Source organism: Aeromicrobium sp. UBA7512, assembly GCF_002476985.1.
GTDB lineage: Bacteria > Actinomycetota > Actinomycetes > Propionibacteriales > Nocardioidaceae > Aeromicrobium > Aeromicrobium phoceense.
On record NZ_DLNK01000007.1, the window covers coordinates 352,689 to 376,583 of the forward strand.

The 23,895-nt window shown below is 69.2% G+C and carries 25 protein-coding genes; 13 read left to right on the top strand and 12 right to left on the bottom strand.

The genetic code is table 11. From position 1 onward, the window contains the following. Nucleotides 1–71 precede the first annotated feature (71 nt). Both B2363_RS12585 and B2363_RS12590 read right to left on the bottom strand, forming a co-directional pair. Nucleotides 72–731: a response regulator transcription factor gene (locus tag B2363_RS12585; RefSeq protein WP_181753650.1), complete on the bottom strand. Its 660-nt coding sequence runs from the start codon at nucleotides 729–731 to the stop codon at nucleotides 72–74. After that, nucleotides 728–1,909 carry a sensor histidine kinase gene (locus B2363_RS12590; RefSeq protein ID WP_286930641.1) on the bottom strand — a complete coding sequence of 394 codons (1,182 nt, stop codon included), beginning with the start codon at nucleotides 1,907–1,909 and terminating at the stop codon, nucleotides 728–730. The genes B2363_RS12585 and B2363_RS12590 overlap by 4 nt, the downstream gene beginning before the upstream one ends. Before the next feature lie 67 nt (nucleotides 1,910–1,976). Between B2363_RS12590 and B2363_RS12595 the strand changes: the two genes are divergently transcribed. Next, on the top strand, nucleotides 1,977–2,819 hold the full coding sequence (locus B2363_RS12595; protein ID WP_286930643.1) for an MOSC domain-containing protein: 843 nt from the start codon (nucleotides 1,977–1,979) through the stop codon (nucleotides 2,817–2,819). 13 nt (nucleotides 2,820–2,832) lie between these two features. Here the strand turns inward: B2363_RS12595 and B2363_RS12600 are convergent, their stop codons facing one another. From B2363_RS12600 to B2363_RS12615, 4 genes are read right to left on the bottom strand one after another with little or no spacing between them, the layout of a single operon-like run. Continuing rightward, a complete protein-coding gene (locus B2363_RS12600; RefSeq protein ID WP_286930644.1) occupies nucleotides 2,833–3,522 on the bottom strand; it encodes an NAD-dependent deacylase in 690 nt (229 codons plus the stop codon). Further along, nucleotides 3,519–4,298, bottom strand: a complete 780-nt coding sequence (locus B2363_RS12605) for an inositol monophosphatase family protein (RefSeq protein WP_286930645.1) — start codon at nucleotides 4,296–4,298, stop codon at nucleotides 3,519–3,521. The genes B2363_RS12600 and B2363_RS12605 overlap by 4 nt, the downstream gene beginning before the upstream one ends. A gap of 35 nt (nucleotides 4,299–4,333) precedes the next feature. After that, nucleotides 4,334–4,948, bottom strand: a complete 615-nt coding sequence (locus B2363_RS12610; RefSeq protein ID WP_286930647.1) for a GyrI-like domain-containing protein — start codon at nucleotides 4,946–4,948, stop codon at nucleotides 4,334–4,336. Beyond that, nucleotides 4,945–6,126 (bottom strand): helix-turn-helix domain-containing protein, encoded by a 1,182-nt coding sequence (locus B2363_RS12615; protein WP_286930648.1) that lies wholly within the window; start codon nucleotides 6,124–6,126, stop codon nucleotides 4,945–4,947. Before B2363_RS12615 ends, B2363_RS12610 begins: the two co-directional genes overlap by 4 nt. 89 nt (nucleotides 6,127–6,215) lie before the next feature. On the opposite strand from B2363_RS12615, the gene B2363_RS12620 reads away from it, so the two are divergent. The 3 genes from B2363_RS12620 to B2363_RS12630 all read left to right on the top strand — a co-directional run bounded on the left by B2363_RS12620 (nucleotide 6,216) and on the right by B2363_RS12630 (nucleotide 9,873). Beyond that, a complete protein-coding gene (locus tag B2363_RS12620; RefSeq protein WP_286930649.1) occupies nucleotides 6,216–7,892 on the top strand; it encodes an FAD-binding dehydrogenase in 1,677 nt (558 codons plus the stop codon). A 70-nt stretch (nucleotides 7,893–7,962) separates the two neighbouring features. After that, nucleotides 7,963–8,982, top strand: coding sequence for an SGNH hydrolase domain-containing protein (locus B2363_RS12625; RefSeq protein WP_286930651.1), 1,020 nt, complete (start codon nucleotides 7,963–7,965; stop codon nucleotides 8,980–8,982). A gap of 15 nt (nucleotides 8,983–8,997) precedes the next feature. Further along, nucleotides 8,998–9,873: an SGNH hydrolase domain-containing protein gene (locus B2363_RS12630; protein WP_286930652.1), complete on the top strand. Its 876-nt coding sequence runs from the start codon at nucleotides 8,998–9,000 to the stop codon at nucleotides 9,871–9,873. Nucleotides 9,874–9,878: 5 nt separating this feature from the next. Here B2363_RS12630 and chrA read toward each other — a convergent pair whose 3' ends face one another. Beyond that, nucleotides 9,879–11,075 (bottom strand): chromate efflux transporter, encoded by a 1,197-nt coding sequence (chrA, locus tag B2363_RS12635; protein ID WP_286930653.1) that lies wholly within the window; start codon nucleotides 11,073–11,075, stop codon nucleotides 9,879–9,881. A gap of 180 nt (nucleotides 11,076–11,255) precedes the next feature. On the opposite strand from chrA, the gene B2363_RS12640 reads away from it, so the two are divergent. Then, on the top strand, nucleotides 11,256–12,062 hold the full coding sequence (locus B2363_RS12640) for a cutinase family protein (protein ID WP_181753629.1): 807 nt from the start codon (nucleotides 11,256–11,258) through the stop codon (nucleotides 12,060–12,062). A gap of 111 nt (nucleotides 12,063–12,173) precedes the next feature. Here B2363_RS12640 and B2363_RS12645 read toward each other — a convergent pair whose 3' ends face one another. Continuing rightward, nucleotides 12,174–12,392, bottom strand: coding sequence for a hypothetical protein (locus B2363_RS12645; protein ID WP_286930654.1), 219 nt, complete (start codon nucleotides 12,390–12,392; stop codon nucleotides 12,174–12,176). A 317-nt stretch (nucleotides 12,393–12,709) separates the two neighbouring features. Here B2363_RS12645 and B2363_RS12650 point away from each other — a divergent pair, with 317 nt between their 5' ends. The 4 genes from B2363_RS12650 (at nucleotide 12,710) to B2363_RS12665 (ending at nucleotide 15,675) form a co-directional block, all read left to right on the top strand. After that, nucleotides 12,710–13,276 (top strand): hypothetical protein, encoded by a 567-nt coding sequence (locus B2363_RS12650; protein ID WP_286930655.1) that lies wholly within the window; start codon nucleotides 12,710–12,712, stop codon nucleotides 13,274–13,276. A 293-nt stretch (nucleotides 13,277–13,569) separates the two neighbouring features. Then, the gene (locus B2363_RS12655) at nucleotides 13,570–13,995 is read left to right on the top strand and encodes a hypothetical protein (protein ID WP_286930656.1); all 426 of its coding nucleotides are present in this window, start codon (nucleotides 13,570–13,572) and stop codon (nucleotides 13,993–13,995) included. 552 nt (nucleotides 13,996–14,547) lie between these two features. Continuing rightward, nucleotides 14,548–15,075 (top strand): hypothetical protein, encoded by a 528-nt coding sequence (locus B2363_RS12660; protein ID WP_286930657.1) that lies wholly within the window; start codon nucleotides 14,548–14,550, stop codon nucleotides 15,073–15,075. Between the two features lie 132 nt (nucleotides 15,076–15,207). Continuing rightward, complete coding sequence (locus B2363_RS12665) at nucleotides 15,208–15,675, top strand: DUF4265 domain-containing protein (RefSeq protein ID WP_286930658.1); 468 nt, start codon at nucleotides 15,208–15,210, stop codon at nucleotides 15,673–15,675. A gap of 54 nt (nucleotides 15,676–15,729) precedes the next feature. Here the strand turns inward: B2363_RS12665 and B2363_RS12670 are convergent, their stop codons facing one another. Continuing rightward, the gene (locus tag B2363_RS12670; RefSeq protein ID WP_286930659.1) at nucleotides 15,730–17,379 is read right to left on the bottom strand and encodes a capsular polysaccharide synthesis protein; all 1,650 of its coding nucleotides are present in this window, start codon (nucleotides 17,377–17,379) and stop codon (nucleotides 15,730–15,732) included. Nucleotides 17,380–17,436: 57 nt separating this feature from the next. Between B2363_RS12670 and B2363_RS12675 the strand changes: the two genes are divergently transcribed. Further along, nucleotides 17,437–17,595, top strand: a complete 159-nt coding sequence (locus tag B2363_RS12675) for a hypothetical protein (RefSeq protein WP_286930661.1) — start codon at nucleotides 17,437–17,439, stop codon at nucleotides 17,593–17,595. Between the two features lie 143 nt (nucleotides 17,596–17,738). On the opposite strand, the gene B2363_RS12680 is transcribed toward B2363_RS12675, so the two are convergent. Both B2363_RS12680 and B2363_RS16315 read right to left on the bottom strand, forming a co-directional pair. Then, a complete protein-coding gene (locus B2363_RS12680) occupies nucleotides 17,739–18,413 on the bottom strand; it encodes a DUF4304 domain-containing protein (RefSeq protein WP_286930663.1) in 675 nt (224 codons plus the stop codon). 207 nt (nucleotides 18,414–18,620) lie between these two features. Beyond that, entirely contained in the window at nucleotides 18,621–21,149 is a 2,529-nt protein-coding gene (locus tag B2363_RS16315; protein ID WP_376785977.1) for a zinc-ribbon domain-containing protein, read from the bottom strand. 20 nt (nucleotides 21,150–21,169) lie between these two features. Here B2363_RS16315 and B2363_RS12685 point away from each other — a divergent pair, with 20 nt between their 5' ends. The 3 genes from B2363_RS12685 to B2363_RS12695 all read left to right on the top strand — a co-directional run bounded on the left by B2363_RS12685 (nucleotide 21,170) and on the right by B2363_RS12695 (nucleotide 23,486). Continuing rightward, nucleotides 21,170–22,072, top strand: a complete 903-nt coding sequence (locus tag B2363_RS12685) for a hypothetical protein (protein ID WP_286930664.1) — start codon at nucleotides 21,170–21,172, stop codon at nucleotides 22,070–22,072. 139 nt (nucleotides 22,073–22,211) lie between these two features. After that, nucleotides 22,212–22,772 (top strand): hypothetical protein, encoded by a 561-nt coding sequence (locus tag B2363_RS12690; RefSeq protein ID WP_286930666.1) that lies wholly within the window; start codon nucleotides 22,212–22,214, stop codon nucleotides 22,770–22,772. A gap of 75 nt (nucleotides 22,773–22,847) precedes the next feature. Then, nucleotides 22,848–23,486 (top strand): hypothetical protein, encoded by a 639-nt coding sequence (locus B2363_RS12695; protein ID WP_286930667.1) that lies wholly within the window; start codon nucleotides 22,848–22,850, stop codon nucleotides 23,484–23,486. Nucleotides 23,487–23,609: 123 nt separating this feature from the next. Here the strand turns inward: B2363_RS12695 and B2363_RS12700 are convergent, their stop codons facing one another. Then, nucleotides 23,610–23,891: a hypothetical protein gene (locus B2363_RS12700; protein WP_286930668.1), complete on the bottom strand. Its 282-nt coding sequence runs from the start codon at nucleotides 23,889–23,891 to the stop codon at nucleotides 23,610–23,612. Nucleotides 23,892–23,895: the final 4 nt, after the last annotated feature.

Consider the following 23,895-nt stretch of genomic DNA (forward strand, 5'->3'; position numbering starts at 1 on the left):
TGCGGGCCGGCCCAGTCCCTGTTCCATCCTGCGGGCGCGCGCCCGGCGTCGGAACCCCCGGAATCGGGGGGTCACTCCTCGTCGAGGACGTCCCCCGGGGCAAGCCCCACCGCGCGCTCGATGTCGCCCGGACTGGTGTGCTGGAGGTAGTCGCGCAGCTTGCGGCAGGCCACCCGGTAGTGCTCCCGGGCCGTGTCCTCGGTGATGTAGAGGGTGGCGGCGATGTCGGCCCAGTGCCGGCCGCGGGCACGGCCCGAGATCACCTCGCGCTGGCGGGTGCTGAGGTCGAGCCGGGCGCCGCGGCGGTCGAGCAGCTCGGTCAGCCCGACGAGCGACTGGGTGACCACGACGCGGTCGCTGCGGACGTCCTCGATCGCCTGCATCGTGACGTGGGGCGGGTCGGCCTTGTGGACCACGCCGAGCGCGCCGGCACGCAGGCACAGCGCGAGCACGATGGGGCGGCGCTCATCGGTGTAGAGGCACACCCGCAGCCCGCGCTCGCGCAGGGCGCGGATGGCCGCGCGGCCCTGCTTCGTGGTGGTCGACGTGCCCTGGGGACCGCGCAGGAGCAGGTCGAGGACGACGACGTCGCAGTGCACCGGCGCGGCCTCGAAGTCCTCCACGCTGGCGTAGGTCGCCACGACGTCGAGCCCCGGGTGCACGGTGGCGAAACCGCCGCGGATCACGGTGCTGTCGTCGATCACCACCACACGCGTGCGTCGCACGGTCATGCGTCCACCTCCGCCACCGGCCCGGTGATGGTCACCGAGGTTCCGCGGCCCGGCGCCGAGCTGACGTCCACGGTCACGCCGACGTCGCGCAGCGCCTGGCCGACCTGCGTGTCGAGACCGAAGCCGAGCGGCTGGTTCCCCTGGTCGAAGCCCACCCCGTCGTCGGACACCACGACCTCCCACGTGGAGCCGTCGGTGTCGGCGTGCACCACGACCTGGTCGGCCTGCGCGTGCAGCCGCACGTTGTGCAGGACGGTGGTCACCGCCCGTCCGACGGCCGTCCACACCGCGTCGTCCAGCTCCACGTGGGCGCCGAGGGCCACGGCCGGCTCGAGCGGCAGGTCCTCGAAGCCCTCCAGCGCGTGCGCGAGCATGGCCCCGACGGTGCGGGCCGAGGAGTCGATCCGCGCCGGCTCGGCGCCGAGGTAGGTACGCAGTCGCTGGGCCTCACGGTCGGCCTGGAGCCGTAGCCCGGGCAGCACCTCGGCGGGCGTGTCCTCGTCGGACAGCAGCCGCAGGATGCTCGAGGCGTCGTGGACCGTGAGCTGGTACCGCTCCAGCTCGAGGGCGCGTGTCGCGGCGACGGCGTCCTCGCGGGACTGGTCGGCGTCCACCGCGAGGCCGCGCAGGTAGTGGGTCAGCAGCGCGACGACGAGGGCGTAGCCGGGAATCGTGAGCGCATTGCTGAGGCTGGTCTCCCACGACGTGGTGTTCGCCGTGAGGGTCCAGGCGAGGTACCAGCCGCCGAGCGCCACGCCGTGGACCATCGCCACCCCGGGCGGCAGCCACGCGGCCGCCAGCGCCCCGACGTTGACGGCGAAGCCCGAGGCCCACGCCTCCCACGTGCCCACGACGAACGGGTCGGGCAGCAGCAGGTTCATCGCGGGAACGGCGAGCCACGCGAGCAGCAGGTCGGGCACGTGCCAGGCGCCGCGGCGCACCGAGCCGGTGACCAGGCACTGCACGATCAGCAGCAGCGAGACCGCGACGACGGAGAGCGTCAGGGCCCAGTAGGCACCGCGGTGCTCCGCGACGCCGGCGCCGGAGGCGGCGGCGAGCAGGATCTGCACCAGCACCACGGCACGCATCGTGGGGGCGACGAGGGCGATGCCGCGCTCGGCGCGGCGTGCGGACGATCGTGAGGACGCCCGGCTGAGGGCCTCGGATCGACTGTCCACGCCTGACATCGTCGCAGACCTCGGCGGGACCGGCCCAGCACCGCTCTCGCACCCGTAGCCTGAACCGGTGCGCCTCACCTCCTTGCACCGCTACCCCCTGAAGTCCGCCCGGGTCGAGGACCTCGCGGCGGCCGAGGTCGAGCCGTGGGGACTCGTCGGCGACCGCCGCTGGATGGTGGTGGACGAGGCGGGCCACTTCATCTCCGCGCGCGAGTCGCACCGGCTGCTCACGGTGCACCCGCGGCTCACTGACGGCGGCCTGCACCTCAGCGCGCCCGGTGCCGCGCCGTTCGAGGTCGCGCCGCCCGATCCGGCGCGCCAGGTGCCGGTCAGGCTGTGGAAGACCGAGTTCACCGCCGCCGAGGCCACCGATGCGTCGGCCTGGCTGAGCGAGCTGCTGGGCGGGTCGGTCCGGCTGGTCCACCTCGACGACCCCACCCGCCGGCCGATCACCGGCTTCGCGCGCCCCGAGGACCGCGTCAGCCTCGCCGACGGGTACCCGCTGCTGGTCGCGACCGAGGCGTCGCTCGCCGCCCTCAACGCGTCGATCGAGGAGGGCGGCGGCGAGCCGGTCCCGATGTCGAGGATGCGACCGAACCTCGTCGTCGACGGCGACCTGCCGTGGGCCGAGGACGACTGGCGCCTGCTGCGGGTCGGCGACGCGACGTTCCGCGCGGTGAAGGGGTGTGCGCGCTGCGTCATCACCACGCTGGAGGCCGATCACGGGTCGGGCGCCGTGACCGGCGGCAAGGAGCCGCTGCGCACGCTCGCCCGCACCCGGCGGTTCGGGAAGAAGGCGTGGTTCGCGGTGAACCTCATTCCCGAGACCCCCGGCGCCACGGTCCGCGTCGGCGACGAGGTCGAGGTGCTCGAGGCCGCTCCTCCCGGCGGCGGCCCGCTCGGCGCCTGACTTCGCCGGTGGCTCAGGTCCCGAGCAGGTGGTCCACCCAGCGCGGGACGACCTCGGTGGCCGGGCCCTCGTAGGTGGTGTGGAAGTCGCCGTCCGGGGTCGGGACGAGGTTGAGCTCCACCGTGGTGGCGCCGGCCGCGTGGGCGTAGTCGACGAACCCCGCCGCGGGGTAGACCACGCCGGACGTGCCGATCGCGGCGAACACGTCCACCTCGGTCAGCGCCTCGTGAATCTCGTCCATCCCGTGGGGGTACTCGCCGAACCAGACGATGTCGGGCCGCAGCGCCCGGCGCCGGTTGCACGACGGGCAGCGCGGCTCGTCGGCCAGCGTGCCCTCCCAGTCGTGCCGTGCCTCGCAGCGCTGGCACCGCACCCGGCGCAGCTCCCCGTGCATGTGCAGCACGCGGCGCGAGCCGCCGCGCTCGTGGAGGTCGTCGACGTTCTGCGTCACCAGCAGGAGGTCGTCGCCGAGCGTCTCCTCGAGCCGGGCGAGCGCCACGTGCGCGGCGTTCGGGCGCACGCGGCCGAGCGACGCGCGGCGCTCGTCGTAGAAGCGCTGGACCAGGCGGCGGTCGCGCCGGAACGCCTGCGGCGTCGCCACGTCCTCGGGTCGGTGCCCCTCCCAGAGCCCGTCGGCGTCGCGGAACGTGGCCAGGCCGCTCTCGGCCGAGATCCCGGCGCCCGTCAGGACGACGACCTTCACGCCACGCTCCCCCGCAGGGCGTCACCGATCTCGCGCACCGCGGTGCGCGGCCCCGCGACCGACCAGACCAGCCCGTGGGCGTCGATGCGCTCCGCGGATCCACCAAGGCCGGCGACGAGCGCGGTGCCGGGCAGCCAGTCCCAGTCGGGGGTGCTGTGCTGGAACCAGCAGCCGAGCCGGCCGGTGGCCACCCCGACGAGGTCCATCGAGCCCGAGCCGAGCATCCGGATCGTGGCGGGCAGGGCGGCGGCGCGCACCCAGGCGTCGAAGCCGGCACCGCTGCCGATGAAGCCGGGATGGGCGTAGGTCGCGGCGCCGAGCCCGGCGAGCGGCGCGTCGGCGATCGGGGCCATCGGCTCGCCGTTGCGGGTGGTGTGCAGGCCCGGACCACCCACCAGCACGGTGCCGGAGGCGTGGTGCGCGACCGCGCCCAGCAACACGTCGTCGCCCTCGGCCAGCGCGATCGCCGAGCACCAGTAGTCGGACCCGGTGGCGAAGTTGTAGGTGCCGTCGACCGGGTCGATCACCCAGCGCCGGCCGGACGTGCCGCCGCGCGAGGTGCCCTCCTCGCCCAGCAGCCCGTCGTCGGGACGCTCGCGGTCGAGGCGCTCCACCACGAGGGCCTCGGCGGCGAGGTCGGCCTCGGTCACCACGTCGGACACGTTGGTCTTGGCGCGGGTGCCGAGATCGCCGGTGGCGCGGATGCCGGCGGCCAGCGCCGCAGCCTCCACGACGAGGTCTCGGGCCAGGTTCGCGTCAGCGGGGGTCACGGTCACGCCTCCACCGTAGGAGGTGCCGCGCAACCGCCGGCTCAGAGGTCGAGGACCGGCTGGCGCAGAATCGTCCGGAGCTTCTCGGGGGCGGCGCGGCGCGGGTCGCTGAGGTAGATCTCGTGGTGCCTGCCGATGAGCCGCAGGCCATGGGCGGGGATGAACTCGTCGTGCATCCGCTCCAACACCGGGCCCTCGGCGTCGTACGGACCTACGTGCAGCGTCTGGACGCACCGGCCCTCGTCGAGCGTCTCCACCCGGAGGACGTCCAGCCGGGGCGCGCCGCCCTTGCCGGCCACGGTGGCGCGCGCCTCGTCGACGTGGGCGTCCTCGATCCAGTCGGGGACGAGGCTCAGCACCGTCCAGTCCCACCGCGACTTGTCGCGCGCGGTGGTGAACGCGGCCATGTCGTCGGCCCACCACAGCGCCTCGAGCGGCGGCACGACGTAGTCGCGGTCGAGCTCCCGCTTGCTGAGGAACTTCAGGTTGTAGGCGACGGGATACAGGGTCGTGAGGGCGTCCTCGTACTGGCCGCGCTCGTTCGGATCGCCGTGCCCGTCGATCATCAGGTAGCGCATCGGTGGGACGGTGACGATCTCGAATGCACCACGTGGTGCGGTGTACGTGGAGATCTGCCTCTTGGGGTCGACCTTCACCCATCCTCCTGCGACACGAGTCCCGATGCCATCAACGCGGTCTGGAAGACGTAGCGGTTCCAGGGGTCACGGGGGTCGCGTCCGGTCACGGCGGCGATCCGGCCCAGCCGGTAGCGGACCGTCTGAGGGTGCACGTGCAGGTGCGCCGCGGCGGGGGCGGCGCCACCGGCCTGCAGCACGGCGTCGAGCGTGCGCAGCGCCTCGGCGTCCTCGCTGAGGCGCCCCAGGACCACCCGGGCGGCGCGCACGGGATCGGCGTCGGGGTGGCCGGACGCCAGCGCGACCACCTCGAGGTCGCCGGCGCCCAGCAGCGGGCCGGTCCAGGCGAAGCCGGGCGCGTGGCCGACCGCGTGCAGCGCCAGCCGGTGGGCCCGCGGAGCGGTGCGCGGCGTGACCCCGGCGTGGTGGGCGGCCCTCAGACCGAGGCCGGTCAGCTGCTCGGCCAGCGCGGCCGGATCGGCGTGCGCGAGCAGCACCACGCCGACCCCGTCCATCACGGTGTGGATCGAGGTGATGAGCGGTCCCTCGTCCGACTCGCGGACCCCCGCGACGGCCGCGGCCGCCTGGACGGGGTCGGGGCACGCGCCGATGACGACGAGGTCGAAGGAGGTGGGCAGCTCGGCCTCGAGCTCGCGCAGTCGCGCCGCGAGCGTTCCGGCATGGCTCTGGCGCCCGAGCAGCAGGTCGGTCAGCAGCTGGCGCAGCGAGCTCTCGCGGTCGGACCCGAGGACGCGCCCCGTGGACTCGTAGCCGTCGTAGATCGCGTCGGACAGCTCGTCCAGGGCGGCGAACCAGACCCGCACGAGCGAGGTGACGTCGTCCACCGAGACGTCCTCGCGAAAGCGGCCGGCGACCTCGTCGAGGAAGGTCGTCGCTGGCACCCGGTAGGCGCGCAGCACCGCCGAGAGCGGGCGGCCGTCGCGGGCACGGACGGCCCCGACGCCGCGGAAGAGCCGGATGTCCTCGTCGGTGAGGGCTCCGTCCTGCGCCCACAGGTCGAGCACCCGGTGCAGCGTCCACACGATGATCGAGCGAACCTCCTGGAGCTGGCGCTCGTCCAAGGTGGCGTAGGCGGGGATCTCGCGCGCGAGCGACGTCAGGAAGGTCTCGACGAGCGCCGACTCGCCCTCGGTGAGGCGGGCGCTGATCGCGCGGCGTCGGTCGACGGTCTCGGGCACGGCTCGTCCTCGTCCTCACTGACAACACTTCTTGTCACTGAGGCACAAACGTACTGGTGCCGGCACCCCGCGTGCGTCACCGTGGCGGCATGTCCTTCACCCCCGATGTCATCGTCGTCGGCGCCGGGCTCGCCGGCCTCGTCGCCACCCACGAGCTCTCCCAGGCCGGCAAGCGCGTGCTGGTGCTCGACCAGGAGAACCGCAAGAACCTCGGCGGCCAGGCGTTCTGGTCGCTCGGCGGCCTGTTCTTCGTCGACAGCCCCGAGCAGCGACGCACCGGCATCAAGGACTCCCCCGAGCTGGCCACGCAGGACTGGCTCGGCTCCGCAGGGTTCGACCGCCTGGACGACGAGGACGTCTGGGGCCGGCGCTGGGCCGAGGCCTACGTGGCGTGGGCGGCCGGCGGCAAGCGCGACTACCTGCGGGCGCTGGGCCACCGCGTCATGCCGATGGTCGGTTGGGCCGAACGCGGCGACGGCGCGGCCAACGGGCACGGCAACTCGGTGCCGCGCTTCCACATCACGTGGGGCACGGGCCCGCGCCTCGTCGAGACGTTCGCCGACCCGGTGCTGAAGGCCGAGACCGGAGGACTGGTGCAGTTCGCGTTCCGCCACCAGGTGGATGAGCTGCTGACCGAGGACGGCGCGGTCGTCGGCGTCCGCGGGTCGGTGCTGGAGCCCGACGAGTCCGACCGTGGCGTGAAGTCGTCGCGCGAGGTGGTGGGCGAGTTCGAGCACCGCGCCGCCGCCGTGGTCGTCACCTCCGGCGGCATCGGCCACAACCACGCACTCATGCGTGCGAACTGGCCCACCGAGCGGATCGGTCCGGCCCCCGAGCACCTCATCTCCGGCGTCCCGGCCCACGTCGACGGCCGCATGCTCGAGATCTCCGAGCGCGCGGGCGGCCGCATCGTGAACCGCGACCGGCTGTGGGCCTACACCGAGGGCATCACCAACTGGGACCCGATCTGGCCCGACCACGGCATACGCATCCTGCCCGGCCCGTCGTCGATGTGGTTCGACGCGAACGGCCGCCGGCTGACCGGCATGTCGGGTGTCCCGGGCGCCGACACCAACGGCGCGATGAAGCAGATCCTGGCCACCGGTCACGACTACTCGTGGTTCGTGCTCACGCAGTCGATCATCGAGAAGGAGTTCGCCCTCTCGGGCTCGGAGCAGAATCCCGACATCACCGGCCGCGACATCCGCGTCCTGCTCAAGGCCCGGCTCGCGAAGGGGGCGCCCGGGCCCGTGGAGCGGTTCAAGGAGCACGGCGTCGACTTCGTGGTGGCCTCGTCCCTCGACGACCTGGTGACGGGCATGAACGAGATCGCGCGCGGGCCCCAGCTGGACGCGACGATCCTGGAGCGCCAGATCGTCGCCCGCGACCGCGAGTTCGACAACGCGTTCACGAAGGACGTGCAGGTGATGGCGATCCACAACGCGCGCCGCTCGCGGATGGACAAGATCGTGCGGGTCGCGAAGCCGCACCGGATCCTCGATCCCACGCACGGCCCGCTCATCGCCGTGCGGCTCAACGTGCTGTCGCGCAAGACGCTCGGCGGCCTGCAGACGAACCTCGACTCGCAGGTGCTCGACGCCGACGGCGCACCGGTCCCCGGCCTGTACGCCGCGGGCGAGGTGGCTGGCTTCGGGGGTGGCGGCGTGCACGGCTACAACGCGCTCGAGGGCACCTTCCTCGGCGGCTGCATCTTCTCCGGCCGCGCGGCTGGTCTGGCGCTCGCGGGGCCTCAGACGCGGGCCTGAAACCTGCGCGCCTTCGTGGCACCCTGAGGAGAAGGAGGATGCACGGCTGTACCGGTACCGGGGGGTGCCCATGCCCGGAGGACGACGCGCACGCCGGCTCGCGCTGGCGACCGTGACGCTGCTCGCCCTGGTGGCCTCTGCCCTGACGACCGCGACAGCGCCGGCCGCCGCCGATTCCACGCTGTCGAGCATCCCGGTCGCCGAGCTCGACCTGGCTCCCGGGACCGAGGCCTGCTTCCCGGGCCACCATCCCGGCGAGACACAGGTGCTGACGTGCGAGTACGGGCACCAGGGCCCTCGCGTCCTGGCCATCGGGGACTCCCACCTGCGCGCCGTGTCCCCCGCGCTGCGACGGCTGGCCGAGGAGGGCAAGATGCGCGTCACGCTGATCATCCGCTCCCGCTGCGGGCGGTCGTCGCGGGTCATCGAGAACGACACGCGGTGGATCCGCGACGACTGCCAGACGTGGCGCCGCAACGTGGCGAAGTACATCCGTGAGCCCCGCGCCATCGTCACCCACCACCGCGCCTCGACGATGGCCGGCCGCACCTCCCAGCGAGGACCTGACACCGTGAAGGCGTGGCGCGTCGCCCTCGAACGGCGGATTCCCGTGATCGCCCTGTCCGGCGCCGCCAACTGGCCGTTCAAGGACCCCATGCCGACCCAGTGCCTGCGGGAGAACCGGGCGCCGTCGCAGTGGGGCAACTGCTCGGCGAGCGTCCGCAAGGTGATGAAGTTCGACTGGACCGTCCCCGCGGTGGTGCTGGCGCGGCGGGCGTACGGCCCGACCGCCGCGTTCCGGATCGACCTGCGCGATGTCCACTGCCCGAAGCGCCGGTGCCGCGTCGTGACTCCGTCGGGCCAGATCATGTACCGCGACCACCAGCACCTCACGGCGACCTACAGCCGCTCGCTCGCGCCGTTGGTGGAGAGACGCCTGCGCGACACGGGAGTCGTGTTCCCGAGCTCCGAGGCGTCCCGCTCGAAGCGCGTGGCGACCGCTGTCGCCCGGTGCGCGGCACTGCAGCCGCTGCCGGCGCCGATGGTGTGCACGTCGCGCCACGGCCCGCGCCCCGGCATGGCACCCTGAGACCGGGGAGGTGCCATGCGCGCTCGGATCGTCGTCGTCCTCGGCCTCGCGGCGCTGGTCCTGGGCGCCCTCCCTGCGGCCGCCCTGGACACCCCTCGGCTGTCGAGCATCGGGGCCGCCGAGCGCGACGTCGCTCCGGGAACCCGCGCGTGCTTCTCGGGCTCGGAGTCCGGCGTCACGAAGGCGCTCACCTGCCACTACGGCCGCAAGGGCCCGCGCCTGCTGGTGATCGGCGACTCGCACATGCGGGCGCTGTCCCCCGCGTTCCGGCGCCTGGCCGACACGGGGAAGATCCGCGTCACTCTCATCCTCCGTTCGCGCTGCGGGTGGTCGTCGCGGCCGATCAAGAACCTCACGGCGTGGGTCCGCGAGGACTGCCAGACGTGGCGGGCGAACGTCACCCGCTACATCCGCCGCCAGAAGGGCGTGCGCGCGATCGTGACGAGCCACCGCGCCTCGACGATGCCCGGCACGCGGGCCCAGCGCGGGCCCGACACCCTCCGGTCGTGGCGCGTCGCCCTCAACCGGCGGATCCCCGTGGTCGCGATCTCGGACTCCCCCAACTTCGTGCTGTCAGGCCCTTCTCCGACGCAGTGCCTGCGCCGCAACTCCGCCCCGCGGAACTGGCGGAAGTGCTCGGCCGACGTCGGCGACGTCATGTGGTTCGACTGGACCGTGCCGTCGGTGAAGCTCGCCCGGAAGAAGTACGGCGCGCGGTCGGCGTTCCGGATCTCCATGAAGGAGACGTACTGCCCGAAGCGCCGGTGCCGCGTCGTCACGCCGCGGGGCCAGATCATGTTCCGTGACCACCAGCACCTCACGGCCACCTACACGCGCTCGCTCGCACCGCTGATGGAGCGGCGCCTGCGGGGCATCGGGATCCTGCCGTAGGTCGCTCAGAGGAAGAGCTGGCCGCCGGCGGCGGCGGCGATGACCGCCACCCAGACGGGAACCCGGCTCCACCACTGCGAGACGAACACGGCCACGGCGATCGCCAGCGTCCCGGGCGAGATGATGCCCTGCGTGATCACGGGGTCGTAGAGGGCCGCGGCGAGGATGCCGACGACGGCCGCGTTGACACCCATCACCACGCGGCGGGCCGAGGGCGCCTGGCGCAGCCGGTCCCAGAACGGCAGCACACCCACCACCAGCAGGCCCGCCGGGAGGAACACCGCCACGAGGGCGATCGACGCACCCAGCACCCCACTCGGTCCGGACTCCATGCTGGCGCCGAGGTAGGCCGAGAACGTGAACAGCGGCCCGGGCACCGCCTGCGCCGCGCCGTACCCGGCGAGGAAGGTGTCGGCGTCCAGCAGACCGGCCTGCACGGTCTGCGACTCCAGCAGCGGCAGGACGACGTGGCCGCCGCCGAACACCAGCGCGCCCGTGCGGTAGAAGATGTCGGCCAGCCGCAGGCCGGGATCGTCCGTGACCGCGACCAGGATCGGCAGCGCCACGAGCAGGACCGTGAACACCGTCAGCGCGGCGATGCCGCTGCGGTGCGAGACCCGGGCGAGGTCGCGCACGGTCTCGGGGCGCTCCGCTCGCAACCAGAGCCAGCCGATCAGCCCGCCCAGCACGATGACGCCCACCTGCGCCACGGGGCTCGCCACAACCAGCAGGACTGCCGCGCCAAGGGCGGCGATGACGATCCGCTTGAGGTCGGGCGTCAGCGTGCGCGCCATCTGGATCACGGCCTGCGCAACGACCGCGACCGCCGCCGCCTTCACCCCGTGGAGCCAGCCCGCTCCGGAGACGTCACCGGACGCGGCGACCCCATACGCGAATGCCACCAGGAGGACCGCGGACGGCATCGTGAACGCGAACCAGGCCGCCAGCAGACCGCCCACCCCGGCGCGACGCAGGCCGATCACCATGCCGACCTGGCTCGAACCGGGTCCCGGCAGGAACTGGCACAGGGCGACGAGGTCCGCGTACGCCGCATCGGTCATCCAGCGGCGGCGCTCGACGAAGGCCTCACGGAAGTACGCCAGGTGTGCGACCGGTCCGCCGAACGAGGTCAGCCCCAGGCGCAGGAACACCCAGAACACCTCGGCGACCGTGCCCTCGCGCGCCGTCCCCGATCCGGTCATCGCGACCATCATGACCTGCCGCCGTGCGAACGCGCCCCTCGAGTGGCCCCGGCGGGATGATCGTGCCCGAGCTGCGGACGGGTCAGCCCCCGATTGCGGGGGTGTCGGCGGCGGCCGGCCGGCCCGAAGGTGAGTCCACCGGGTCCTCGACGGAGCGGGCCCACAGCGGAAGGACCCTTCATGACCCCACTCACGATCCTGCGCAACGGAGCCCTCACCGGCGCCGCGGCGATCCTCGGCGTCACGGTGCTCGCGGCTCCCCCGAGCCAGGCGGCCGCCTCCTCGAGCCTGTGCTCGAACGTCATCACCGTCGTGGTCCGCGGCAGCGACGAGGCCGCCGGAACGACGAACACCGCAACCACCAGCACCGCGCTCTACGCCTACAAGACGGGCATGGGCCGCCCGGGCCCCGTCGCCGGCGATCTGCAGACCGTCAGCAAGAAGACCGTCTACATCGCGGGCCTCAAGTACAACGCGGCCATCGGGATGGCGGGGCTGGCCTACAACAACAGTCGGCACGGCGGCGTGGTGAACCTGCAGAAGTCGCTCAACTACCTCGCCACCAAGTGCCCCAACTCGAAGACGGTGCTCATCGGGTTCTCCCAGGGCGCCCACGTGATCGGCGACGCCCTGTCGGCCAGCAGCGGCGTGCGGCCCAACGCCACCGCGCGCGGCAAGATCGCCGCCGTGGTGTTCTACGGCGACCCGATGTACAACCCCACCGAGCCGTTCGTCGCGACCAAGGGACTCAAGAAGTTCGGCATGCTCGGCACGCGGGCCACCGGTGACCTCAAGGCCTTCGAGGGCCGGCTGCGGTCGTACTGCTTCTCGGGCGACCCGGCCTGCCAGGGCTCGACCAAGCGCGGGGGCCAGAACCTCACCGCACTGAACAACGCGGCGGGCCTGGCGATCCACCGCTCCTACTTCACGGCGCGCTCGACGCCGCGTGTCGGAGCGGTGAACTTCATCGCCGGCAAGACCGGCTGACCCACACCGCGAGGAGACCTACGCGGTCGGATGTTGTGCCGCTTTGGCCCGTATATGGGCCAAAGCGGCACAACATTTCCATTTTTTGGGGGGAGCTCGCGCTCCCTTGGCTCAGCGGCCGAGCACCTCGGCGGCGTCGACCGCGCCGTGCCGACTCTGGATCGCCTCCGCGAGGGCTGTCACGTGATCGTCGGAAACGTCGATGCCCACCTCGGAGAAGCCTTTCTGCAGTTCCTCCTCGACCGTGCCCTCGGTGGCGCCGTCCTGCCAGGAGGTGACGCGGTCGACGACGGTCTGGACGGCTTCGAGATCGATGTTCGTGTCAGTCATGCCCGGGACGTACCCGGTCCGGGCGGTCGCAAGCGTTCGCGCGGCAGCGGGTCGGTGGTTCTCCGCGCTGTCGAGGTGCAGTAAAGATCGCACACAAGCACGCCGCGAACTCTGCACAGATCACGCGGATACCCGACCTTGTGCGACTTTCGCGGAGAAGTGACGTACCGCCACACCTGGAGCGGGCCTCGGGCACGAAGGATCGAATCCGTCGGTTCGCCGCCGGGTGCCCCACGACGTTGTCCCGCTCTTCGGGACGGACGGCGACCGCACATCCGGCTGGCGCACGTGGAAGCCTCCTGAGACATGATTGCCGCATGATCGACCTCGTGGCTCGCTCGATCGAGCGCCTCCGCGCCGCTGGAGTTCGGATTGATCAGGGCCTCTCCGATCAGGAGGTTTCGCGAGTCCAAGATCGGTTCAACTTCGTCTTTGGTCCCGAGCACCGTGAGTTCATCCAGTCCGCGGTGCCGGTCGGAGGGTCGTGGCCCGACTGGCGGAACGGCTCAGATGAGGACCTGCGGGCGTTGCTGGACTGGCCAGTTGAGGGCGCACTGTTCGACGTGCACAACAGCGGCTTCTGGCCAGTCTCCTGGGGTGATGCACCCGATGGTCGGGACGAACGGGAGCGCCGGGCTCGCTCACACCTCGTCCGTGTTCCAAGACTCGTCCCGCTCTTTTCGCACCGATACCTGGCTTCGGACCCGCAGTTCTGTCCCGGTCCGGTCTTCTCGGTGTATCAGACTGACGTCGTCTTCTATGGCGACAACATCCTCGACTACGTCGCCCACGAGTTCAGCGTTCCGCCGCTTCAGCCGTCACACCGGACGCATGTGCCTTTCTGGTCTGATCTCGCACTCGGAGCAGGCAACCACGATCTGTGACCCCGTACATCCGCAAGACCGCGCGTCCCGATCGCGGCGTCATGACGCGAGCGGTCTGGACGTCGCTAACATGGCTGCGAGCCTGCCCAACGCGTCCGGGCCGGTAGGACGCGTCACTGAGTACACGGTTGGTTGCCCGTTCGAGTCGGCCCAGGTCCGAAGAGCCACGATCTCTGATCGTGGCTCTTGAAAATTCCCGTGGGGTCCTGCGAGCCGGTTACCTGCCAATGGCTTGCGCTGACGCACGTCGCAGGCTGGACGATTCGACCGAGCACCTCCCCTAGGGTTCGGACATGCAGGCTCTGACCACCGTCACGGTGACCCGTCCCTGGCATTGGGGCATCGCAATCCTTTCCGATCCGAGTCTGGGTGGAGAGATTCCTGAGGTCGTGCCCAAGTCTCGCGCCTCGTCGAACGGCAAGGGTGTCGTCGTACTGGTCAGGCACGCACAGGACGTCGAGGCGTCCGACGGTGACTTCGTCTGGGCGGAGGCGTCGGTGATAGTTCGCCACTGGCCGGGAGCGCCACCGATCGACCCAGATCGCACGGTCGTGTTCGAGGGCTCACTACCGACGCCGACAGGTCGGCTCGAGTTGGGTGACGCTGACGAGGGGATCGTGATGACGGGCTTGACGGCGTCATCGACGCTGCGTGTCCTGTCGCCATCGGACGATCCCGATTCGCCTGACCGCGTGTGGGTGGATGTATGGGACGCCTGACGACTCGCCGGAGCGGGAGGTGACGACGGCATCGGAGTCCTCTCAAACGAGAGGATGCTTGGATGTGCTGCGCCGCGCGTTGTCAGGTGTTGACTCCGGATGTATCGCAGCGCTCCGTCCGCGCCGGTGTGACGGGTCGGGTAAGAGCAGTCGTATCGAGATAGCAGACGAGGGACGCCAGATCCGACGGTCGGGCCCTGAACCCGCTTCATTCGATTAAGATCTCAGCGATCCCGCCCAAGGCGCATCTACCCGGTAAGGGTGCGTCCTGCCCGCCGCATGGTGAGGGTGGCAGCCCGTTCGAGCCGGGCCGGGTCCGGGGAACTCACGCCTCGGCGGGAGGCGTCGGAGTTCCCACTCACAGGCGCCGGCATGTGGCCGATGTCTGAGCCGCCCACGGGTGCTGCAGGACGAGCTCTTCCGTACCACTCAGTGCTTATTCGCGGGTGATCTTCGCGGCGGATGCCCCCTGAGGACCCCCTGTCAGGCCGTCAGTCCGCCGACTGGTGAAACGCCTCGACCGTCGGCTCCGCTGTGGCACATTGAGCCTTCATGATCACGATCGAAGATCTGCTGCTGCCCGACCCCCGATGGCGCGACTACGCCTCCACGCCGGAGATGGATCCGCTCACCGAGGACGATGCTCTCCAAGAGGCCCAACTCCTCGATATCCGCTTCGACGCGCTCAGGTCAACTGCCGGCCTGCTGTTCGAGCTGAGAACCGCGTTGCAGTTGCAAGAAGCCAACACCGGCGTGCTGATCCTTCGGGGCGTGCAGACCCTGGCATGGAACGCGAGTCTGCGCGAGACCGAGAGAACGGCGTGGACGGTCGGCAGCTCGGTCGTCACCACCGCGGATCAACTCTTCGGGCTGGAGTTGGGGCTCTGGCCAGCCCAAGGAGCTCAGTTGACGCTGAGAGCCCAAGGAGCCGCGTTTCTCGCGGGCGACGTGCCGGGACTCGATCGAATCCCCGACTACCTCGAAGACGACGAGGTCACCATCCGTGCCCAGCTGGCTTCATGGCAGTCGGAGTTCGAGCCCCTGAGCGCTGTCTTCCTCGACCCGGAACCGACGGCCTGAAACCGGCCAGCCGGACCTGTTGGGGCTCCACCTGTGTCCCGTATGGCTCTCCTTGCGCACCGGCCGCTGCAATGATCGACACATGAGGCACGCACACGAGGGATCGTCGCGACGTGGATGCGGTCCGCTTCCGTGACCACCACACCGGAACTGATCACGACTCACGCCGATCCGCTGCGGAGGGACCTAGCGGACTTCATCATCAGCGCACTCCTGCCTGAGGAAGGCCGCTTCGAGCAGCTCTGGGCGCGGCGGGTGGATGAGGATCGATTCGAACTGTGCTGCGTTCCGTTCTTCCTCTACGACATCGCGATGGGTGACATCGTCGCCACGTCTCCGGCAGAGGGAAGGCGGTATGTGCTGGACCGCGTGGTCCGACCGTCCGGGAGGTTCGTCTTCCGTGCGTTCTTCGAGGAGCCACAGGATTCGGTCAGGAGCGTCGTGGTCGCCGAGCTCGGTGCGCTGGGAGCCGGCCTTGAGTGGTCATCTCGGAGTCTGCTCGCCATCGATACCGACCAACCGTCGGCTCGCGCGATCGCGGACTACCTCCAAGGATGTGAGGACCAGGAGTGGCTGGTGTACGAGACAGGGGCGACGTAGACCGCCCATCGCGCGCACCGGATGCGGAGGCGCTGGCTTCGAGCCACCGCCGTCCTAAATGCGGCCGTCGAGGACGGCTGCGAGGAAGGAGCGGTCGCTCGCGCGACGCGCGGCGCCCTTGTGGTTGAGCTTGTGCACGGGGGACCCTTCGAGAATCTGAGCGGCTCTCTCGGAGTCGTAGTCCTCGCCCATCACGCGGTAGAGCTCCCGTGGCGCGATGCCCCACGACCGCCCGACCGAGGCGGCTCGTTGCCACTCCTTGTCGAAGGCAGGGTCGAGGAGGCAGAGAACCTCGAAGATGTGATGGATGAAGTAGTAGTCCAGCGCCTCGTCGTATGACGACCAGTAGGCGTGGAGTGCCTCCGCGAAGAGAGAGGCCAGGTACCCGCCCGGCTCCGAGGCGAGTGCCCAGACCGAGAGACGAGCGGTCCCATCGGCGCGCTTGCCTTCCTTCGGGAATGCGAAGAAGCCAGATGGCACGGTGAACGGCTCAGTGACCAAGCACGTGGAGTCGAGCCAAAGCCCCCCATAGGTGCGCAAGAGATCCATGCGAAGAACGTCCGAACGCTCGCGCGGGACCATATTCGGCCGGTACGCCTCGAACTTCGGTCGGGGCACCCATTCCTCTGAGTTCTCGTCGGTCAGGATGACCAGTCGCTCGCCGAACACTTTCTGCATCCGATCGAAGTTCTCACGGACGACCGGCGGGGCCTGATCAAGTCCCTGCGCCCAGTAGGTGAACACCCGGTCCGAGGGTTCACGAGACACAGACTCGAGCGCAGCGTGACGCAGCTCCTCGACTCGAGGCTCGAAGAATTGCCACAGGTGAGCCCGGTCGCGGAAGTTCCCGGCCCGCGTTCTCAGCATGGCGACGACGGTCTCCCACGGCAGCTGCCCGTCCAGTTGCGCCGCCCGCTTGCTGGCCGCAATCATCCGTCGCCGCCAAAGGCGCTTGTCGGAAGCGGCGGCTCGGGCATGCGCCCTCTGAGCCAGGCGGGCCGCTTCATAGGCGACCAAGGCAGTCGTCCTTGGATCCTCGAGCACCGAGTGAAGGAGATCAGCGGCAAGCACGGGGTCGCCCGATTCGATGCGGCGTGCGCGCTCCACTCGCGCGCCCCATGACTCGCTCGGTTCCCTGCGGGACGCCCGGCGAAACCGCCTCGGCGACTCGGGCGGGAGAGGCACCGCCCGCAAGTTCGACCACTTCACCGAACCACGGCCGCCGACATGAAGTTCCAGCTGCACGTCGCCACGAAGGTCGGACGGCTCGACCACCAGTTCAAGGTGCTGACGACCCGAGCTGTTGACGGCCGGCCACGACCGTGACACCACGGCGCGGCCGGCTCCTTGACCGGCCCGAGACAGCACCATTCGAAGCGAGTGCGTCGCGAGTACAGGCTCCACTGGCCTGTCGATCTCCGCCGTGACGTGGAACCGATACGGGCGCCGCGACAACGGAGCCAGATCGCTCGCATGACATCGAACGAAGCTCTCTCCCGCGACGGACGCCGTCACCAGCAGCCCGGGCCCGTCCGTGATGGTCCGGACATGGTCGGACGACGGTTCCCAGCCGCTTTGGAGCACGTTGAAGCCGCTTGACCGGTTGGCCTCAGGCAGCGGTTGCACGCGGCCGACGCTACTAGGGAACGCGGACGAGGTGAGGGAGACATGCACCTTCTCCTTGGGCGGCGTGCGCTGAACCACGATGCCAGCACTGTGTGAGGTGCTCGGCCTGTTCGGATGGCTACGACGGGTGCTTGAATGGAGCACTCGCAGGAGCTCTTCGTCGTCCAAGCGGAGCAGCGAGCGGCTTGGAATCTCGAGACCGCGTCGGAGTCGGCGCATCCCTCGCTGGTCGAGGGCGACTATCTGCACCGCTTGCAGGCCGCCCGCGATCGCATCAGGGACCGGGATGAATGAGGTTTCCTTGGTGTGAGCGCTGGGTGTTGGGGATCACGGCGACTCCCAGTGAGGTCCGGTTGGATCTCGTTTGACGCCGGACCATCCTGACTAGGGCTGCCTCATTACCGGCCATGGGTGATCTTGGCGGCGGATCCCAGGACTCAGCCTGGAGTCGGACTCTCCGGGCGCGCCCGGGCCGCTTCGTCTCGGACCCACTTGTCGAATCTCTCAGCCGTTGGCCGTCCCAGCGGTGTGACGTTGCTCAACGCGCAGTCGAGTTGGGTTGCGAGGGCGTCGGAGGGACCGGCGTCCATGAGGAGGAGCGCCTCAGCGCGCGCGAAGAGGACGTCACCAGGGGTGCGCGTCAACCAGCCGAGGTCCCCGTCGCGTACGCGCGCCAGTAGCACCTCACGACTGAACATGCGGTCCAGCTCGGACCAGCCGGCCCGGTCCAACTGCACCAGCATGTCGTTGACGGCCCGGCTCGCCGACTGCGGATCGGTGACGTCCCACCACCCCTCGGTGCCCTCTGGGGTTCCTTCGGGGTGAAGGCGCTGTCGGTACATCCCGAGTGACTCGGTGACGGACCGCCCCATCGCCTGCCCCAAGAGCTCTGCCTCCCACCGCAACCAGGGCTCCGGGGCGAACGCGAGATTCACGATGCACCTCAAATGCTCGGCGTTGCTGAAGGAGGACGACTGGACATTCACGACGGCCCAGTCGCCGACGGCCGAGGACTTACGCCAGGTGGGCGCCGTTCCCTTGTAGCCGTGAGCGCGGGCTGCCGGGCCGAGCTTGGTACGCAGTTCGGCCTTGAGGGCGGCTTGGGCGGTCACAGTCGAAGGATGCCACTGCCGAGAAAACAATCAACCCTGCTGTTTTCATTACATCTTTGCGTTCGTACAAAGTTCTGCGTCGTCTCGACATGTCGAAGTGCATCATGTCGATGCGCTGCGCGACACCCGTGTGGTGACGAACGGAGTCTGGAGATCGCGTTTCGCCCGGCGCTGACGTTGGCTCGGCGACACCGGGCAGTCGCGAGATCAGTTCCAACTTGTGCCGCGGGAGAGTCGTTTGCCGCGTCGTGACGCTCGGTAGCAAATCGGACACCCGCTCCCGAGTCGTGTCCGGTTCTTGACGTTGTTGATCCATTCATGACCACAGGAACCTCGCCATCGACATCGGTCATGTGATGCAGGGCGCAGGGTGCTTGGTCCTCGGCCAGGGTGGGTCAGGTTTTCAATCAGCTCGCTGGACAGCTCGGGAAATAAGTCCTGCAAAGACTCCCCGACCCGAGGCGCCATGCGGGCCGCCACCGTGCGTTGACGCGCACACGCCGGGCACCCGTGGCCGCCCAACGCGCGAGACGCGACGGCGGTCTCCCATTCGTGCTCACAAACGATGCAGCGCCATATCGCTACGAAGTTCGAACCGGGTGCGATATCGGCGGCGGTCCGGTCGGAGCGAGCCGGGACAGCGATGAACTCCTCGGCCAGCTCGGGATGCAGCGACTGCAGACTGAGCTCGTGGGAGACCCTGCTTTTGAGTTCGCCTGCACGTGTTCGTGCGCATGCTGGGCATCCTCTGCCTCGGACGCGGGACGCAGGCTGTGCCGTGAACTCCAAGCTGCAGTCAGAGCATCGCCACCTGCATATGAGGTTGCTCGAAGGACGAAGTGTCGCGGGGGTTCGATCGGGCTGGACAATGCACTGCACGAACTCTGACGCGATCTCCGGGTGGGTGGCGAGGAGAGATTCCGCTGGTGACGCAATTGATCTCTGTCGCGACGCCGAGGCGGTCCGGCCGCGAGCACACGTCGGGCAACCTGCGCCACGGCCAGCGCGCGCTGCGATGCTCGATGTCCATTCGTGTCCACATGCCGCCCGCCAGCTGCACCGGTCTCGGGCATTCGGCGGCAGCCAGTCGGGGCTGATGCCAGGGCGCGTGAGGTTGGCCAGGAACTCCATCTTGAGATGCGGGGCCGCATCGATGGCTGACCACGACGGACGGCCTTGGGTGGTTTCGCGCCATCGCATGAGAGCGGCCGCTAAGGCCAGCCCGCATTCTTGGACGGTGGGTTCTCGCCAGTTGCCTCCCATCTCCTGCAGCACGGGCGCTAGAGCATTCGCCCATGTCACCGCGTCAAAGTCGTCGTCAGGCACCCTGCATACCCGCCCGCCCACTGATGGGAGCGAAATGGGCCTGATCCGTACGTAGGAGCGGGAAGCGAGGGCATCGACCTTGCGGCGGTCACGGTCGGTGTTGGAATGCCAGTGCTTCGGGTCTAGGTCAACGAGAAGGTCCAATTCCGGAAGGCTCAAATCGACTCGCCAAGTTCGCCCGTCGGCTCGCACCGGCAGATCGAGCACCACTCTCAGACCGGTGGAGATTCTCAAGATCTCTGCGACCTCGAACTCAAGCCGGGACTGCCCCCGCGCCCCACATCGCGAGCACCCGGCTCCGGCGACCCGGGACGCTACAGTCGTCACCCACTCATGCCCGCGGGAGCAGCGCCACTGACACAAATCGTTGGACCCAGGCCAGATCTGGTCTGCGGTCCGGTCGGGGCGCGCGATGTTCTTCACGAGTTCCCGGGCGAGATCGGGGTGGAGCCCACCCAGTGACGCGTGTGCAGGGGCCAAACTGCGCGTTTCAGCGCTCCGTTGCTGGGCGCACTCCGGGCATCCGCTCTTCTTGCTGATCCGATTGACGACCGTCGCTTCCCACTCGAATTCGCAGGAGCTGCATTTCCACATGCAACGGTCGACCGAGTTGGGCCGAAGATCGACAAGCGTCAATCCCGGGCTGGTGAGGTTCTGGACGAGTTCTGTCACGGGAAATGTTGCGTGACCGGCGGCGGTGCCGGTTGCGGTCGTGGGACGTCGACGGAGCTCAGCGCGACGCTCGTTCGCACACTGCGGACATCCCCTTCCGGTCGTCCGGTTGGCGACGGTCGCCTCCCAACGATGTCCGTTGACACACCGCCATAGGCATCGTTGCTTCGAATGCGCACGAAGGTCGCGCGGACTCATGTCCTGCCGGTCGAGATTTGCCTCGAACTCGGACGCGATCTGGGGAAAGAGGTCGGCCAAACTCATACCCGGCGGAGCCTGAGCTCGAGATCTCCGGCGGATGGCTCGCGCGCACGCTGGACAACCGGTTCCCCTGGATCGGGCCGACGGCTTCGCGTCCCACTCATGGGAACACACCGGGCAGCGCCAACGCACTGGCAGGTTGCTACCGGTACCAAGCGTGGACACGTCCACATCAGGTCGTCCCACAACGTGGAGCGCCTCCGCGAAGATCGCGGGCGACGCATCGCGAAGGAGAGCTACCGGAACGGGACCAGGCACGCAATCATTCTGCATCCACCGCGGGCTGCAGTTGGAGAGAAGCCAGGGTGTGCGCCAGCCCGTTTGCGAACCCATATCGGTCTTGCGGCTCGCCAAGCGGACAGCCGAGTAGCGCGATTCCTTAGCCGGTACCCGGCGACTGGGAGCCCACGCGACAACTCCCGCAAGACCAAGACGTTGAGGCGCCCCCAGCACGATGAGCGTTACGGTGTCCCTCATCTGCTCGCGACGGGGGTCATATGCGCAACAACTGGCTGTGCCTCGCCATGGTGATCTCAGCCCTGCTCACCGGTTCATGCACGGTTGAACCCTCCCGCGGGGAGCAGACGCTCGAAGAGGCGATCGGCTATTCACCTGACGCGATGGAGCGCTTGGTCTCAAAGCGCGATGCCACCCTCCGCGACTGCATGGCGCGAGCTGGGTTCGACTGGCGCGTCGACCCGGCGGACCCTGCACTTCTTCTCGCTCCCCGAGGAATCTTCGGTGCTCCCACCCCAGAGGCGGAACGGGCTTATCGGCTCGCGCGAGGATACGGCGTCACGCAGATCTTCCGCTCCCTGAAGTCGAGCAACGAGATCTTCGCCGCGGAGGACTCACAGAGCGATCGCGTCCGGCGGCTCCCTGACTCCGCTCAGGTCGCTTACCAAGAGGCACTGCTCGGAGATGGCAATGCGCCCGGATGCCAGATGGAGGCGTTGCAGTCCGTGGGGGGCCTCGATCTCGAGGAAGGCGGCGAGCTCGGCGACGCCTACGGCGTTGCCCTCGAGTCCATGCAGACGAGCAGCGCCTACGAGCGGATCGAGGAGGACATCGCTGCCTGCATGCGTTCGAGAGGCTTCAAGCACGGGACATCCGACTGGCACCTCATCAAGCGCCTCGTGAAGATGACTGGCGGCACGATCTCGGGCAGGGAGTACACGATCGGCCAGGGCGGCGGCTCGTCGGAGGTCCGCGTCAGATCCGACGAGCTGGCGGCACTCCATCGTGACGAGATGGCACAGGCGCGCGCGGAGGTAGCCTGTGCCGACCCCCACGAGAAGGACGTGCAAGCACTCCTGCGGGACTACACGCGGCCCGTCCTCGAAGACCATCCGGACGAAGTTCGCGGACTTCGCGGACAGTTGCATGCCGTTTCGCAGTGACGACCGGCGCACTCGTGTGCCACGATGCAGCGTCAGCCATCCAACGTCGGGGGACATGAAAATGGGACATCGGTTTTCGCGAGGGATCTGCGTAGGGGCACTCGCCGCAATTCTTGCCATGGGAATGCTGGGCGCGGGCATGAGCACCGCAGAGGCCAAACCAGAATGGGTTGGAGCAGGCTCGGCCTGCAAGTCCGGCGGCGTCAAGAACAACTCCAAGATGACGATGTGCTGGGCACGCAAGAAGCTCAAGAACGACCGCTCGAAGAAGGCCGACTACTTCGCGTACCGCCAGACCTTGACCGCTTACGCGCTCAAGCGGCGCAAGATGCAAAAGATGTGGGTCGAGCCACTGCCAACTGGCGTCGCGCAGTCGTGGACTGGTTCGGATCCGTTCATGCCAGATCGCACGCAAGAGACTCAGGACAGTTGCGTCACGTACTCCGCATCAGTGGGTGGTGGTGCGATTCCGGCGACCTTCAGCATCTCCACCAACGTGTGCAAGAAGGAACGATTCGGTCCGAAGCTCTACAAGACTCCCGGTCATCACGCCGGAATCTGGTATCGGAAGTCCTGCATCGCCGCGGGCAAGGCGCGGAAGGTGTACGCCGGCGTCACCGTCCGGGTCAAGAACGGCAAGACCGCCACCTGGACACCGCGTCGGTACGGAGCGAACGTCGGAAATCGGATCTGCCAGTGAAGGTGAGACGTGAGCGGTAAAGACGTCGCGCCCCTCCCGGATTCGGAGGGACGCCCCAGCTCACGTCCCCCCGGCTTGACGGCAACCGTTCTGGCGGCAGTCGTCGGTGCTTTCCTGGTCGGCATCTTCGCCGAGGTGTCGGGGAACCTCACCTGGGGTGCCTTCGTGTCCGAGGCCGGCGGTCCGTGGTTCGTGCTGGCCTACGCCATCGGTGCGTGGTCCTCCGCCGGAAGACTCCCGGTCGTCCTGACCGGTGCCGGGGCGCTCGTCCTCGCGCTGGCCGTCAACGTGGTCTTCAGGGAGGCCGTCAACGGTCCGGAAGCGACGGACCAGTTCCTGCGCTACCTCGCGCCCTTGTGGTTTCCTTTCGCGGCCGCCGTGGGAGCTGTCTTCGCCGGCGCGGGAGTGGCAGTGCGGTCACGCTCCCGCATCTGGGCCGCCTGCGGCGGCGGGCTGCTCATCGCGGCTCTGATCCTCGACTCCGTCGTGTCATGGGAACGGTCCGGCCAGGACGGGCTCGCCGTGGCGGCACTCGACCTCGTGCTGTTGGCGCTCGCCTGCGGGCACCTCGCCCGGCGCGTGGATCTTCGCTGGCTCCTCGTCGCCGTAGCGGGATGGCTCGTCGTCGGCGCGACGGTCGGGATTCTGACCTACGACTGGGTACTCGGCGGAGTGGACCAGGGTCCCGACGACGTCACCATCCACGACGATTGATCACGTCCACCTCCCGGCGCGACCGCTCCAGCATGAGACCTTCGGTGCACGTCGGGCGGTCATATAGCCGCTTCGCACTTGCCCGGGCTTGCTCCATGATGCACGACCGCTTTTTCATCCTTTCTATTCCTTTTTACTTCTCGATCCGGCGCGGCCCCCGCTCCAGGTCGTTCCGGCCGCGATGCCGGTGTACCGGTCGAGTTCCGCCCACTGCTTGCACAGCTCGAGGACCGGGCACTGGTCGCACATGGCGGTCAGTGTGCGCGCGAGCTCCTCGGCTACGGGTGGACTCTTCAGCCGCAGCCATCGCGCTTCGCTCTCGATCCAGATGCGGCCGCGGTCCCGGCAGTTGCCGTCAAGCAGTTGGACGGCGAGCGAGGCGGCCTTGACCTCACGGGGGCTCACGGCG

Excerpts from the sequence above, each read along its gene's own strand:
- B2363_RS12585 (WP_181753650.1), bottom strand. The coding sequence starts at position 731 with ATGACCGTGCGACGCACGCGTGTGGTGGTGATCGACGACAGCACCGTG.
- B2363_RS12620 (WP_286930649.1), top strand. The coding sequence starts at position 6,216 with ATGTCCTTCACCCCCGATGTCATCGTCGTCGGCGCCGGGCTCGCCGGC.
- B2363_RS12625 (WP_286930651.1), top strand. The coding sequence starts at position 7,963 with ATGCCCGGAGGACGACGCGCACGCCGGCTCGCGCTGGCGACCGTGACG.
- B2363_RS12630 (WP_286930652.1), top strand. The coding sequence starts at position 8,998 with ATGCGCGCTCGGATCGTCGTCGTCCTCGGCCTCGCGGCGCTGGTCCTG.
- chrA (WP_286930653.1), bottom strand. The coding sequence starts at position 11,075 with ATGACCGGATCGGGGACGGCGCGCGAGGGCACGGTCGCCGAGGTGTTC.
- B2363_RS12640 (WP_181753629.1), top strand. The coding sequence starts at position 11,256 with ATGACCCCACTCACGATCCTGCGCAACGGAGCCCTCACCGGCGCCGCG.
- B2363_RS12645 (WP_286930654.1), bottom strand. The coding sequence starts at position 12,392 with ATGACTGACACGAACATCGATCTCGAAGCCGTCCAGACCGTCGTCGAC.
- B2363_RS12650 (WP_286930655.1), top strand. The coding sequence starts at position 12,710 with ATGATCGACCTCGTGGCTCGCTCGATCGAGCGCCTCCGCGCCGCTGGA.
- B2363_RS12655 (WP_286930656.1), top strand. The coding sequence starts at position 13,570 with ATGCAGGCTCTGACCACCGTCACGGTGACCCGTCCCTGGCATTGGGGC.
- B2363_RS12660 (WP_286930657.1), top strand. The coding sequence starts at position 14,548 with ATGATCACGATCGAAGATCTGCTGCTGCCCGACCCCCGATGGCGCGAC.
- B2363_RS12675 (WP_286930661.1), top strand. The coding sequence starts at position 17,437 with ATGGAGCACTCGCAGGAGCTCTTCGTCGTCCAAGCGGAGCAGCGAGCG.
- B2363_RS16315 (WP_376785977.1), bottom strand. The coding sequence starts at position 21,149 with ATGAGGGACACCGTAACGCTCATCGTGCTGGGGGCGCCTCAACGTCTT.
- B2363_RS12685 (WP_286930664.1), top strand. The coding sequence starts at position 21,170 with ATGCGCAACAACTGGCTGTGCCTCGCCATGGTGATCTCAGCCCTGCTC.
- B2363_RS12690 (WP_286930666.1), top strand. The coding sequence starts at position 22,212 with ATGAGCACCGCAGAGGCCAAACCAGAATGGGTTGGAGCAGGCTCGGCC.